Annotated in this window: 8 protein-coding genes and 1 pseudogene; 4 read left to right on the top strand and 5 right to left on the bottom strand. The window is 63.5% G+C overall.

Going from position 1 to position 13,723, the window contains the following annotated elements:
• Positions 1-53: 53 nt before the first annotated feature.
• Positions 54-1,616 carry a maltose ABC transporter permease MalF gene (gene malF, locus V6943_RS16235; RefSeq protein ID WP_340554556.1) on the bottom strand — a complete coding sequence of 521 codons (1,563 nt, stop codon included), beginning with the start codon at positions 1,614-1,616 and terminating at the stop codon, positions 54-56.
• 63 nt (positions 1,617-1,679) lie between these two features.
• Entirely contained in the window at positions 1,680-2,867 is a 1,188-nt protein-coding gene (gene malE / locus V6943_RS16230; protein ID WP_131650340.1) for a maltose/maltodextrin ABC transporter substrate-binding protein MalE, read from the bottom strand.
• Positions 2,868-3,118: 251 nt separating this feature from the next.
• Between malE and V6943_RS16225 the strand changes: the two genes are divergently transcribed.
• Entirely contained in the window at positions 3,119-5,200 is a 2,082-nt protein-coding gene (locus V6943_RS16225) for an alpha-amylase (RefSeq protein WP_340554553.1), read from the top strand.
• 63 nt (positions 5,201-5,263) lie between these two features.
• A complete protein-coding gene (locus tag V6943_RS16220; RefSeq protein WP_340554551.1) occupies positions 5,264-6,370 on the top strand; it encodes a hypothetical protein in 1,107 nt (368 codons plus the stop codon).
• A 136-nt stretch (positions 6,371-6,506) separates the two neighbouring features.
• Here V6943_RS16220 and V6943_RS20510 read toward each other — a convergent pair whose 3' ends face one another.
• The 3 genes and pseudogenes from V6943_RS20510 to V6943_RS16210 all read right to left on the bottom strand — a co-directional run bounded on the left by V6943_RS20510 (position 6,507) and on the right by V6943_RS16210 (position 10,829).
• Positions 6,507-7,358, bottom strand: coding sequence for a methyl-accepting chemotaxis protein (locus V6943_RS20510; protein ID WP_445324147.1), 852 nt, complete (start codon positions 7,356-7,358; stop codon positions 6,507-6,509).
• A 6-nt stretch (positions 7,359-7,364) separates the two neighbouring features.
• Positions 7,365-7,517 (bottom strand): annotated as a pseudogene (locus V6943_RS20505) (HAMP domain-containing protein); the annotation flags it as partial.
• Positions 7,518-9,200: 1,683 nt separating this feature from the next.
• Positions 9,201-10,829: a glucan 1,4-alpha-maltotetraohydrolase domain-containing protein gene (locus V6943_RS16210; RefSeq protein ID WP_340554732.1), complete on the bottom strand. Its 1,629-nt coding sequence runs from the start codon at positions 10,827-10,829 to the stop codon at positions 9,201-9,203.
• Positions 10,830-11,271: 442 nt separating this feature from the next.
• Here V6943_RS16210 and V6943_RS16205 point away from each other — a divergent pair, with 442 nt between their 5' ends.
• Entirely contained in the window at positions 11,272-12,561 is a 1,290-nt protein-coding gene (locus V6943_RS16205; protein ID WP_181101219.1) for a maltoporin, read from the top strand.
• A gap of 172 nt (positions 12,562-12,733) precedes the next feature.
• Complete coding sequence (locus V6943_RS16200) at positions 12,734-13,657, top strand: MalM family protein (protein WP_340554547.1); 924 nt, start codon at positions 12,734-12,736, stop codon at positions 13,655-13,657.
• Positions 13,658-13,723: the final 66 nt, after the last annotated feature.

The following is a 13,723-nucleotide window of genomic DNA, read 5'->3' as shown; positions in this document are numbered from 1 at the left end:
AGCAGCGGACACGTGGAGGCGGCCGCAGTAGGCGAGAGCGTTTTTGCGAACTTTCATACTTTCACTTTCGAGAGTTTCAGATTCAGCCAGGCCATGGCGCCGACAACGATGAAGATCAGCGTGGCGATGGCTGCTGCCAAGGCAAAGTTCTGCCCCGAATCCTGGAAGGCGATGCGGTAGGTGTAGCTAACCAGCAGGTCGGTAGTCCCGGCCGGCGTGGTCGCGCCGATGATGTCCGGTCCGCCACGCGTGAGCAGCGTGATCAGCACGAAGTTATTGAAATTGAAGGCGAAACTTGCAATCAGCAGCGGCGCCAAGGGTTTGATCAGTAGCGGCAGCGTGATCTTCAGCAGGTTATCCAGCGGCGTTGCGCCATCCATCGCCGAGGCTTCGTAGAGGTCACGCGGAATTGCCTGCAGCAGCCCCATGCACAGCAGCAGCATGTAGGGGTAACCCAGCCAGGTGTTGACGATCAGAATCATGCTGCGCGCCAGGGCCGGGTCGCTGAACCAGTCCGGGCGGACGCCGAACAGGCTGTCGAGCAGCAGGTTGATCTCACCGAAGTTCTGATTGAACAGCCCGCGGAACACCAGAATCGAGATGAATGCCGGTATCGCGTACGGCAGGATCAGCATGACCCGGTAGAACGGCTTGCCACGCACCATGTCCCATTGCAGCAGGTTCGCCAGCACCAGGCCCACGGCCAGCGTGAAGACCACCGTCAGCGCAGCGAAGCACACCGTCCACACGAATATCTGCAGGAATGGCTGACGGATGCTCGGGTCGGTCAGTACCTTGGCGAAGTTGTCGAAGCCGGCAAACACGGTGAAGCCCGGAGCCAGCGCCTTGCCGGCGCTGTCGACGTAGAACCCGATATCAAGGTCTGGCGTCAGGCGCTCGTCGGTCTGGTTGTTGATCAGCACACCATCTTCACCTTCGCGGTAGAGCGGCTCCACCGCCGCCACTTCACGCAGGCCATAGAGCCGTAGCAGATGCCCGTCCGGGCCGCGCATCACCCGCTGCTGCAACTGATCACGGCGCTGGATGACGTCGCGCAACGGCAGTGCCTCGCCAAGGTCGTTGACCTCTTCGGCCCGCTGCATTGCCAGCGGCTCCTCGGCATTCGGCTCGCCCGTCAGCGGCTCGCTGACGAACACACCCTGCTCACCCTTGTCGACGCGCAAACGTTCACCGTCCGGGCTCGTGTGCAGGCTGAACCGGTAACGTTCGCCGGCGAGGTAGGTCTGGTTCAGGTGGTACTGCTGCACCTGTTTCTGGCTAAGCAAGTTGCTGCCACTGTAGTTGGTGAAGCCGATGCCCACCGTGTACAGCAATGGAAAGATGACGAACACCAGCATCCCCGCCACCGCCGGGTAGATGTAGCGGTGGGCATAGGTACGCCGGTTGATGAAGACGTAGCTGGCCAGCCCGGTAACGACCAGACCGAGCAGCGCGAATGCCATTTGCCCCTGGGCATAGAGCGCCACGACAAGATACAGCGCGAAGGCATTGAAGGTGAGCCAGACCAGCCAGCGCAACCCGGCCTTCAGCGAGGGGTGAAGCGTCTTGGTACGGGTGTTCATGGCAGGGCTAGGCAACTCAGCGAGGGCATTCACAACGGGGAACCTTTCTAACCTGAGAATAGATCACCGGCCGCGCCATGGCGGCCGGTGACGGTTTCATCGGGTGATGCGCTTGGCGGCATCGTCCAGAGCGGCGTCGACAGTCTGCCGGCCCGAAGTGATGTTGGTGAGCGCGGCCGCCATGGACGACCAGAAGACGCCCATTTCCGGCACGTTCGGCATGGGCTCGCCCATTTGTGCGTTCTCGAACGTGGCCTTGATGTGCGGGTTGGACGACAGCTCTTCCATGTACGCCTGATTCGCTACCGCGCCTAGCGGCACGTCGGCGTTGACGGCCTTCAGGCCTTCTACCTCGAGCAGGTAGTTCTCCAGGAACTCGACCGCCAGATCTTTGTTCGGGCTGGCCGCATTGAGCGTCGCGGCAGTGACGCCGACGAAGGGCTTACCGGGCTCGCCATTGATCGCCGGAATGGGCGCCACACCGAAGTCGATGCCGCTCTTCTCGATGTTGCTCCAGGCCCAGGGACCGCTGATCATCATCGCCGAGTCGCCCTTGTTGAAGGCCGCTTCGGCGACGCTATAGTCGGCGCCCTTGGGCATCACGCCCTTCTCGACCAGATCGCTGAGCACCTTGGCACCCTGCTTGGCGCCAGCGCTGTTGACGCCTGTGGACTCGACGTTGACGCCGCCATCGGTTTTCTCGAACACATAGCCGCCATTGGCAGCCAGCAGCGGCCAGGTGAAGTAGGTGTTGTTGTAGTCCCAGAGGATGGCGCGCTTGCCATCGGCAGCGAGCTTTTCATTGAGTGCGAAGACTTCATCGAAGGTCTTCGGGGGCGTATCGACCATCGCCTTGTTGTAGATCAGGCCGATGGTTTCCACCGAAATCGGGTAGCCCCACAGCGCGTTGTCGTAGCTCACCGCATTCCAGGCGAAATCCGCGATCTCGCCCTTGGTCTCTTCGCTCGGCGAGACCTTGGTGATCAAGCCGCTCTTGGCCCACTCGCCGATGCGGTCGTGTGCCCAGATGAAGATGTCGGGGCCGTTGCCGGTGGCGGCGGCCTGCTGGAACTTGTCAGTGGCGCTGTCCGGATGCGCCACTTCGACTGGGATGCCAGTTTCGGCAGTGAACTTCTCGCCGACCTTCTCCAGCCCCTTGTAGCCTTTGTCACCATTGATCCAGATGACCAGCTTGCCTTCCTCGATCGCCGCCATGGCCGGCAATGGGAGACTGAAAGTTGCAGCCAGGCCGACCGCGGCCATACCCCACAGCGTCTTGTTCATGCTTTGTTTCCTCGTGGCTTCTTATTGTTGATCCCACATCTGCAGCCCTTGGGCATTTGCAGTTCCTGAATACTCGACCAGCCTCCTCGGGCGCACATCCTCCCCGGCGTAGTCAGCGAGGGCGTAGAGACGGGGCGTAGATGAGCCGGCTGCGCCATGAAAAATTCCGCCTGCAAAAACCGGTATTACGCCTGCACTTCGCTGACAGCAGGGTGTTAAATGCAGCGAAAACAACAAAACGGATCGACACCATGCACCGCCGGACGTCTGTTTGTCACTTGGCCTTTGGCCTCGCTCTTCCCGCTCAGCTCGTGCTGGCCGAACCGACCCTCACCGCTCGCATCGGCGACGAACCGCTTCACCTACGCTGGAGCGAAATGCAACCGGAGCGCTACAGCACCGAGTTGGCGCTGCCCGCCGGCGAACTCGAGCTGGGCGCGCCCGACGCCGACAACACGCAGCCATTGGTGCTCTACCGCAAGCAGCCGCTGGGCAAAGACAGCGCGTATCGCTTCAACGTTCCGGCGGCCGGCAATTACCGCCTGATTGCCGACATCGGCGAAGACGCCAGCCTGCGTCTGCTACCGATCAAGGAGGCCGAACCGTCAGAACCCTCCATTGCCTGCCCGGTCTGGCGCGGCGGGCCAGTAACGATCAGCGTCGGTGACGTCTTCGCAGAGGGCGAACGGGTGCGCGACGCCTACGGCGGCCAGACGACCGAGGTCCGAGGTGGACGCGTTACGCTGACGCCCGCCGCCGGCAGCGACGGCCTGCTCTTGCTGGAAGCCGTCGAAGCCCCCGCGACCGCTGCTCACGACTGGCGCAACGCAACCGTCTATTTCGTCGTCACCGACCGCTTCGCCAATGGCGACCCAACCAACGACAACAGCTACGGCCGCCAGCCCGACGGTAAAAATGAAATCGGCACCTTCCACGGCGGTGACCTGAAAGGCTTGACCGGCAAGCTGGACTACCTCGCCGAGCTGGGTGTCAGTGCCGTCTGGATCACCGCGCCGTACGAACAGATCCACGGCTGGGTCGGCGGCGGCGATAACGGCGATTTTCGCCATTACGGTTACCACGGATATTACGCGCTCGACTTCACCGAACTGGACGCCAACATGGGCAGCGAAGCCGACCTGCGCGAGCTGATGACCGAGGCCCACGCGCGCGGGATTCGTGTGCTGTTCGACGTGGTGATGAACCACCCCGGCTATTCGACTTTGGCGGACATGCAAACCTTCGGCTTCGGCGGGCTGCGTGACGGTATGGCGCAGTACCTGCCCGAACGCTGGGCAGACTGGCAGCCCGAGCCTTACGAGAGTCTGCACGCTTACCACAACCTGGTCGACTACCAGCACCCGGACTGGGTCCGGTGGTGGGGAAAGGATTGGGTGCGTGCGGGCCTCGGCGACTACGACCAGCCGCCGAGCGCAGTGGTCGATCCGGTCAAGGGCTCGCTGAGCTTTCTGCCCGACTTCAAGACCGAGAGCGATCAGCCCGTCGGCCTGCCCGCTTTCCTGCAGCATAAGCAACCGACCGACGCGACGGCCCGCGAAGGCTACCGGGTGCGCGACTACTTGATCGAATGGCTCACCGACTGGGTGCGTGAATATGGCGTCGACGGCTTTCGCGTCGATACGGTGAAGCATGTCGAACCTGATGCCTGGGCTGAGCTGCGCAAGGCGGCCGACCGCGCCCGCGCCGACTGGTCGGTCGCGAACCCGGACGCCCCCTTCGCCGGCACGCCGTTCTGGATGGTTGGCGAGGTATTCGGCCACGGGCCGGAGACCAGCCTGTACCGCGAAAACGGCTTCGATGCGCTGATCAACTTCGCCTTCCAGACCGAGGCGGCACCGGCGGCCAGCGAATGCCTGGCGAAGGCCGAGCCGACCTATGCCGATTACGCCCGGTTGCTGGCCGAGCATCCCGAACACAACTTCATGAGCTACGCCTCGTCGCACGATACCGCGCTGTTCTTTCAGCAAACCGGCGAAAGCCTGGCCAAGCAGCGCGGTCTAGCCAACGCCTTGCTGCTGGCACCCGGCGCGGTGCAGGTCTTCTATGGCGACGAGACGGCCAGGCCGTTCGGCCCGACGGGTTCGGACCCCTTCCAAGGCACGCGCTCGTCGATGAACTGGGCAGAACAATCGCAACCGGAAATCAGCGAGCTGCTTCGCCATTGGCGCGTGCTCGGCCAGTTTCGCGCGCGGCATCCGGCTATCGGCGCCGGGCGGCACGAGCGGTTGCCCGGTCAGCCCTATGCGTTTTCTCGAACCCTGAGTGACGACCGCGTAATCGTAGTGCAGGCCGGGGCTTCGGCCGACCAGTAATTGGCCGCGATCCTTCGTCTATCCACAGAACGCGCGCGAAGCGCCACATGCCGGAACGTTCAGATGAATGCAAACTTGAATACGCGACAGAAGGCCCAGCTGGCCTTCATCGCGAGCGGTGCCGAGCTGGAAGTCGGGCGGCCCGAAGATTGCCCGCTGCCACCGTCAATCCTGGCGATGACCGATGGCCGCGAAGCCTACGTCAGCCGCGAGCTGGCCGGCGGCCTTACCGCACACGTCTATCGGGTCGAGGCGCGAGGCCAGAGCTGGACGCTCAAACGCGCCCGCGAGCGTTGCCTGGTGCAGAACGCCGACGGCCAGACCTCTTTTCTCAACGAGGTGCAGCGGCGGGCCGACCTCCAGGCGCTGAAGGTACGCCCCGAGCTGGCCGAACGCCTGAGCGGAATCGTCGACACCTGTTATGCAAACTTCCGCCGTGGGGTGCTGCTGTCGCCCTGGATAGAGGGCGAGCAGGTCACCGATTGGAGCGAGACGCGGCTGATCGACCTATTCGATACCGTCATCACCCTCGCCTCGCAGGGCCTGTTCGAATGGGACTTATGTCCAGGCAATGTGCTGGATGATGGCCGGATCCGCCTGTTCGACTTCGGCTACCTGTACCGCTTCGATCCGCTGCGCGAATTCAACAGCGATGGCCTCGCCTCGCCGGGCTTTCATCCGGTCGAGCGCTTCGAAACGCGGCAGTTTTTCGCATGGCTGCTGGGACAGGAGCAGGCCGGTGAGAACCGCGCGCTGGCTGCCTTCCGCCTGGAGAAATCGATCGCGTTAGACCGTTATCAGCGCTGGCACAGCGAACTGGCGAGGCAAGGTGCGAGTGCGGCCGTACTGGATCGGCTCAGCGAAGTCATCCGCACCTGGCAAACGGCACTCAGCGGCTCGGCCGAGGCACTTTATTTGCGCGAAGCCTGGCGTTCGCACCGCCTCGATCTTGCCGACGATCTCGACGGCCAGACCTGCACGCCGCTCACGCTGCAACGGCTCGCCTGGCTCAAAGATATTGCCGCTACTCGCTACGCCGATCTCGTCGCCTGCGGCGCGTTGGCGATCGAGCGGGCCGAAGGACGCGACGATTTGCTGGATCAGCTTGACCGCGCCGAAGCGCAAGCCGTCGGCTGGCAGGTGCCACGCGCTAGGCCTGCCGGTCTGTAGGTGCAATTCGATGATGGCGTCAGCCTGGGCGAATAATTTCGCCTACGAGGTGCTGCATGGCTTGGCGAACCTCCGTACGCAGGCTGTCCTGTAGAGGCGAACTTGTTCGCCCAAAGACTTCGTCGTTCGACGACCATCACGTGCAATAACGCGCGCAAAGCGCCTGCTGTTCGGCCGACATGCGTGCCTGGCGGTCGCTGCTTTCGCTGATCGCTACGACGCTTCCCATATTCTGCTCAGCCGCCGAGTCGATCGCATGCATACCGCGCGATACCTCCTCCGCCGCAAGACGCTGCTGGCCGGTGGCTGAATCGATCTCGCGCGACATCACGGCGATGCGCTCGACCTGCCGGCGGATGTCCTGCATCAAATGATCGGCCTCGCCGACCTGGTCGAGATTGCCCTGCATCTGCGTGCGGCTCTTCTCCACCGACTGCACCGCCGATGCGATGCCTTGCGTCAGGCGCTCGATGCGCTGCTGGATTTCACCAGTGGATTGCGCCGTGCGCTGAGCCAGGCCGCGCACCTCATCGGCTACCACCGCGAAACCACGTCCCTGCTCACCGGCACGCGCCGCCTCGATGGCCGCATTGAGCGCCAGCAAGTTGGTCTGGTCGGCGATCCCGCGGATGACATCGAGAATTTGCCCGATCTGCTCGCTAAGGGCCTCGACATTGGAGATCTTGGCGACGCTCGCCTCGAGTTGCTGCGCCAACGCCCTGGTGTTCTCGCGGGTTTCGGCCATCAGCTGGCTGCCCTGTCGGGTCAGAGCCTCAACGCTGCCGACCCGTGCCGCCGTCTCGCCGGCGTGCTGGGCAACCTCGCCGAAGCTGGTTTCCAGTTCGGTCAGGCTGGCGACCAGTGCTCCGATACTGCTGCGCTGTTGCTCCAGCCCGGCACGCGCCTGGCCGCACGCTGTGGCATTACGCCGGGCAATCTCGTCCTGCTCGTCGGCGTTGCGTCCGAGCTGCGCCAGCGCGTCGCGCATGTTGCCGGCGACCCGGTTGACGTGTTCGCTGACACGCCCGAATTCGTCCGGCCGACGGTAGTCGCACTGGCCCCGCAGGTCTCCGGCAGCCAGATGCTGCAGGGTGCCGGTGACGGCACCAAGCGCAGCGCGCATGGTGCGGCTCAGCCACAGTCCCATGAACAGTGCGAGCCCGATCGACAGCCCCGCCATCAGTAGCAGGCGGGTGACGCCATGCTGGTAGGTCTCGGCGGCCAGAGCCAACTGCTCGTTGCTGGCCTCTTGCGCACTGGTGATGAGCGTGCCGATGTCGTCTCGCGCCTGTCGCTGCAAGGCGTTGAGCTGGGCCTTCTGCTGCCGATTGGCCTGCTTGTCGCTAAGCCAGGCGTAATACTGGCCCACCGCGCCCGCGCCGGCTGTATCCATCTGCCGTTGAATGTCCTCGAATGGCGGGCGGAAGCTGTGCGCGTAGTCGGTTCGGCTGTCCTGATGCGGAGCGAGGTCCATCAGCACATTGTCGAGCTTCTTCTGCAGGTCGGGCAGGCGTTCGGCGATCTTCACCAGGGCTTCGTCGAGCTTTTGTGTAGAGGCCGCGCCGACAGCGTCGAACAGCAGGGCCTCGACCTGTTCGAGCGGGATGATGAAATGCTTGATCGAATAGGCCGCCAGGTCGTCGCCAGTGACGAACTGAACCTGCAACAGATCCTGCTTGAGCCGAGAGAACTGCAATTGCAGATCACGCAGCGCCACGGCATTACGGTCGACACGCTCGAGTAGACCACGATGCGCGTCGATTAGCGCCAGGCTGCGGCGGTCGAGCTCCGGCAGCATGTCGCTCAGTCGCTGTTTGGCGTCGGTATGCCCCGGTGTCAGGCCTTCGAGCTGGCTTAGCAGTTCGACTGTCCTTTGATGTAGCGCCTGGTGGCGCGTGACGAAGGCGGCCAGCTGATCCGGCCGGTCTTCGGCGAGGGCATCGGAGAGGTTCTGGGTCAAGCTCTGCAGCGTACTGAAGAAGCTCTCGCTGACCAGCAAGCGAGAAGCGGTGGTCGAGATCTGTTCGGCATTGCCCTGCAGGCGGGTGACGGCGACCAGACTGGTCCCGGCCACGAGCACCAGCAACGCCACGAGCGCAGCGATCAGCACATACAGCCGCGGCAGAAAACCGAGCCGAAAGACGGAGAAGCGAGAATGGGCGGACATGTGAGCTCCTGACGCGACAGCGAAACGCGATGGCTTTTTGTTATTGCGTCAGGATTGCCCGGGCTGCTCGACAGGACATCCTCCCCGAGCGTTATCGACAGGGAGGAGTGAATAGGCGTAGCTACCTCGGTGGGCTGAAGCGGAGCGCCGCCCGGCCCACTCTACCCGTGCGATCGAGCGTTAATCGGTGGGCTGAAGCCCACCCTACAGTGCGGTCCCATCCCGTAGGGTGGGCTTCAGCCAACCATGATGTCCGACTCAGAACGAGCCGCTAGTGCTCGCCCCGGCGGCAACCTGGACGCTGTTGCTGCCGCCCGATTCCCACTGACGTACCTGGGTGGGCCCACCCTACCCGTGTGGTCGAGCGTTAATCGGTGGGCTAAAGCCCACCCTACAGTGCGGTCCCATCCCGTAGGGTGGGCCGGGCGGCGCTCCGCTTCAGCCCACCATGATGTCCGACTCAGAACGAGCCGCTAGTGCTCGCTCCGGCGGCAACCTGGACGCTGTTGTTGCCGCCTCGATTCCCACTGACGTACCTGGGTGGGCCCACCCTACCCGTGTGGTCGAGCGTTAATCGGTGGGCTAAAGCCCACCCTACAGTGCGGTCCCATCCCGTAGGGTGGGCCGGGCGGCGCTCCGCTTCAACCCACCACGATGTCCGACTCAGAACGAGCCGCTAGTGCTCGCCCCGGCGGCAACCTGGACGCTGTTGTTGCCGCCCGATTCCCACTGACGTACCAGCGTGCCGTCAGCCTCGTTGCGTACGATGCACTTCCATTCCACCGCCTGCCCGGCCGGCAAGGCGATGGTGCCTTTCCAGGTTGGGTAGGCGCTGGTGTCGGTCAGGCGCACCGCGTTGGCCGGGCTCCAGTTGCCGAGCTGGCTGACGTTGCCGATGGCATAAACGCTGTCGCCCATCTGGGTCACGCCGTTGTCGCAGCGGAAGTTGACGCTGACCACGCTGCCATCGTCGCCACCGCCGTTGCCGTCATCCCCGCCCGTACTGCCAGTCGTCCAGATCCGCAACTGGCCGTTGTCCTGATTCAGCGCCTGGTTGAAGCTCCCGCTGCTGACCTGACCGGGATTGCTCAAATTCGATCCGAGCGCTATCACCAATGTCTGCGCGGTCCCGCTGACGGTCGCCACCAGCCCCGAATAGCCGTTGTGGAAGCTGATCGCCGAGTCGGCTTTCACGCCTGCGGCGCGGCGGATCTGGATCAGTTGGCGGATCAGTTCGCCGTGCCCCCAGTCGTACATATGCGACCAGTACACCACCGGCGTGCCGGGGCTGGAGAGAATATAGGTATAGGCCTGGCGCACCAGATCATCACGCAGCGCCCAATGGTGCTGACCGCCGTTCTGCCCCGGCGAGTAACCGGTGTCGTGGTTGTCGACGAAGGTCACCGCGACTTCGCGCCAGCGCGCGTCCGGGTTGCCGTTGAGGCCGTTTTTCCAGTCGGCGATAGAGCCATTTTGCATGCGCTCCTTGAGGGCGAAATCGAACACCGGACACTTGGCGCGATCGGACCAATCCTTGATCACCTGCTGCCAGCTGGCGGTGTTGCGCCAATCCCAGCTCGGGTATTCGGCCGGCGCCTTCCAGAGTTCGCCGACGCAAAAGGCGTTGTCGTGGGCCTCGCTCATCCAGCTGTCGACCCGCTCGCCGGCGTAGCCACGGACGAAGTCGAAGCGAAAGCCGCCGGCGCCATAGTTGCTGCGCAGGTTGGCGAACTCGTCGCGGAACATGCCGTAGACCTGCGGGTTGCCCGTATTCAGATCGGCATCGCCACCCATGAAGCGGTCGCCGTCGTCGCAATCGTTGGCATAGTTGCCAGGGTCGGTGCAGTCGTGGCGCCAGAAGCCCTGGCCGCCCGGCAGGTTGATTTCCTTGTTCGGGTAGCCGCGATTCATGTGGTTGGGCACCGCGTCGTAAAGCACTTTCACCTGGGCGTTATTCAGCGCGGCGGCGGCCTGCTTTAGCTGGGCGTCGGTGCCGTAACGGCCGTTCTTGTTGAAGTCGTGCCAGAAGTAGCCTTCACCGCCGCCGGACTTGGCGCCATCGCTCCAGCTGGAGAAGTCGCGCCAGGGCACCGGCATCCAGATCGCGCTGAATCCGTCGGCAGCAATCGTCGGCGCCATGCTGTGTAGCGTGTTGTACCACTCGTTGGGCGATTCGCGGACGACGTTCCAGTGAAAGCCCTGGAGGATGATTTCGTCACCGCCGTGATAACGAACCCCGGCCGGGCTCTTACCGGCCAGATCAGCTGCCTGAGCGGTGCCCAGGGTCAGCATCAGGGAGGAAACCGCCAGGGCCAGGCGGGCAGGAGACAAGCAATATTTCATCGAAGTAGCTCCACTTTTTGTAATTGTCGTGAGCACCCGACTGCGGGAACCAGCTCCCCGGATGACAGGGCGCAAGCGGCGCCAGAACACCGCCCGCCTGGCCAGACTGCCGCGCCAGGCGCCCTCGCCATACCTCCCCCCTGGCTTTTTTTCCGGCTTAGTGGCCAGGCGTAATGCGCACCGAGACGCACACCACTGCCCCTCCTCCCCCGCTACGCCCCGCCGCTCCGCCTCGAAAAAAAACGGTCGGGAGGATGTTGCGAACGTCGTCGATCCGCAGGCTTTCGTCACCGCCAGCCCGATCCGGATACGACCGGGGCGATGTTGGCGCCACGGCTGGCAGTACCTAACTGGCCGCACTGCCCAACAACAAGAACAAAGGACTTTCGCGATGAACCCGCAACAATCCATACGTCTTCTGCAACCCACCCTGCTCTGCGCTGCCATATTGGCGGCCATGCCGAGCCATGCGGTGGATTTTCATGGCTACCTGCGCTCCGGTGTCGGCGCTACCGCTGGCGGTGGCGATCAGGCGTGCTTCCAAGCCGCCGGTGCGCCGGCCAAGTACCGCCTGGGGAACGAGTGCGAGACCTATGCCGAAATCGGCCTGGGCAAGGAGGTCTGGAAGGAAGGCGAGCAGAGCTTCTACGTCGACAGCATGATCGCCTACAACTCGCGCCAGGCGAACGACTGGGAAGCGACCCGCACCGATACCAACGGTAATGCCAACAACCCCTTCGATGAAGGCGGTGACGTGGCCATACGCCAATTCAACGTGGTCGGCCACAACCTGATCGCGAGCCTGCCGGGCGCCGATATCTGGGCCGGCAAGCGCTACTACAAACGCCACGACGTACACATCAACGACTATTACTACTGGGACGTATCCGGTCCCGGCGCCGGCATCGAAGACATCGACCTGGGCTTCGCCAAGGCCAGCATCGCCTGGATCCGCAACACCGACGGCGAATGGACCTATCAGGGATCGGGCACCGGCACCAACATCGCCAACGACACTCTGGACATCCGTCTGGCCGAGATCGACGTCAATCCCAACGGCAAGCTCGAAATCGGCTACGACTACGGCAAGGCCAACCTCACCGACGAGCAGGAAAGCGACCCAGGCTTCACCGACCAGAAAGGTCATCTGGTCACGCTCGAACACACCCAGGCCAACTGGTTCGGCGGCTACAACAAGCTGGCGGTTCAGTACGGCACCGATGGCATCATCGGCAGCAGCGGTCGCAACAGCACCGGCAACAGCGATGGCGACATGCTCCGCCTGGTCAACCAGGGCGTGGTAGGCATCACCGACAACATCGAAATGATGTACGTGCAGATCTATGAAGACCGCGACTTCGACAACGACTCCGGCCAGAAATGGCTCTCCTTCGGCGTGCGTCCGGTCTACAAGTGGAACGACACCATGAGTACCGCCCTGGAGTTCGGTTACGACCGCGTCGACCCGCAGGCCGATGGCGAGCGCAGCCGCGACCTGAAGAAGCTCACCCTCGCCCAGCAATGGTCAGCGGGCCGCAGCTTCTGGGCACGTCCGCAGATTCGCGTGTTCGCCACCTACGCCCAGTGGGACGGCGGTCGCTACCAGGCTGCCAGTGAATCCATCGACGCGGGCGACGACGATGGCCTGACCTTCGGCGTCCAGGCCGAAGCCTGGTGGTAATCGCCCGGTGGTAATTGCCTGAGGTCGGCGGCGTGCGGCGGTCTCTCTCCTCCCGCTGCGCCCGCCGGCACTGGGCACGCTTCTGACTTCCGCTCCCACCGTTTTTGACGGTGTGTTTACCCCGACCATGGCTGGTCGGGGTCTTTTTCGATTGGCGACTGGAGTATTACCCATGAGCAATCTGCGATTTCCCCTGCTTGGCCTTGCCGTCGTTCTGGTCACCGGTTGCGGCAGCGATCCCCTACGCCGTGTGGATGCCCTGGCGCACACGCCCGCCCCGCTGGAGCTATCCATGACCGACGCCCGCCAGGCATTGGCGAGCGCGCCGATCTGCTGCGACGCGATCGAAAACCTGCCCTTTCAACCGATCCCCGTGAATTTTTCTGGTGACGTGACGCTGGACGCCACGGCTCCGGCCTACCGCTTCGACAGCGGCAAGAGTTTCTTCCGCGCCTTTGTCCTACCCAAGGACAGCAAGTCCTTCGAGGTTCGCCTTTACAGCCAGGCCGGCAAGACCGTGCTGGCCCCCAGCGCCATGCTGCTCGACAGCCGCTTGCGCCCCACGCGTCTGCTCGATGCCGACGATTTCACCTACGCCCCCGCGTCCGGCCTGAAAGGCGACAGCCTGGACGCGCGCCTGCGCATCGACCGCACCTACCTGGACAACCCCGGCAACGAGTACTACCTGGTGCTCTTCACCGGCGAGCAGCAGACACAAGGCCAAACCACTCTCGAACACCCGGCCAAGGCCTACGCCAAGGCGCTGGGCAACGAGCCGCCCAGCCTTCCCGATCCGGTGGCGCAGCATGCGCCCACCGGAGTGATCAAGATGGTGCTGATCGAAGACAAGGTCGCCGGCCAACAGGCCAACACCTATGTGCCGGCTTACAGCATCGGGCGCGAGATGGGCAACGATTTGCCATCAGTGCCCGCGCCCGCGGTACTGCCCGAAACACAGGCCTATTACCGCCAGGGCATCGACGCGGCATTGGTGGCGAAGGATCTGGAACGCGCGCTACGCCTTGCTGACGAGGCCGCGCGAATCGGCGATTCAGAGGCCAAGGCCTATCTGCTCGAGCGCATCGAGATCAAGTGAATCGGTCGCCAGGCTGTCGTCGGTATCGCGCCGCGTCTGCCTGAGCCCATCCCTCATAACAAGGAC

This window comes from Pseudomonas sp. CBC3 (genome assembly GCF_037967085.1).
Taxonomy (GTDB): Bacteria; Pseudomonadota; Gammaproteobacteria; order Pseudomonadales; family Pseudomonadaceae; genus Stutzerimonas.
This window is presented reverse-complemented; position numbering and strand designations above follow the sequence as displayed.

What these genes read in the sequence shown, in the direction of transcription:
- malE (WP_131650340.1), bottom strand. Translation starts at nt 2,867, where the DNA reads ATGAACAAGACGCTGTGGGGTATGGCCGCGGTCGGCCTGGCTGCAACT.
- V6943_RS16225 (WP_340554553.1), top strand. Translation starts at nt 3,119, where the DNA reads ATGCACCGCCGGACGTCTGTTTGTCACTTGGCCTTTGGCCTCGCTCTT.
- V6943_RS16220 (WP_340554551.1), top strand. Translation starts at nt 5,264, where the DNA reads ATGAATGCAAACTTGAATACGCGACAGAAGGCCCAGCTGGCCTTCATC.
- V6943_RS20510 (WP_445324147.1), bottom strand. Translation starts at nt 7,358, where the DNA reads ATGCGCGACGCGCTGGCGCAGCTCGGACGCAACGCCGACGAGCAGGAC.
- V6943_RS16210 (WP_340554732.1), bottom strand. Translation starts at nt 10,829, where the DNA reads ATGCTGACCCTGGGCACCGCTCAGGCAGCTGATCTGGCCGGTAAGAGC.
- V6943_RS16205 (WP_181101219.1), top strand. Translation starts at nt 11,272, where the DNA reads ATGAACCCGCAACAATCCATACGTCTTCTGCAACCCACCCTGCTCTGC.
- V6943_RS16200 (WP_340554547.1), top strand. Translation starts at nt 12,734, where the DNA reads ATGAGCAATCTGCGATTTCCCCTGCTTGGCCTTGCCGTCGTTCTGGTC.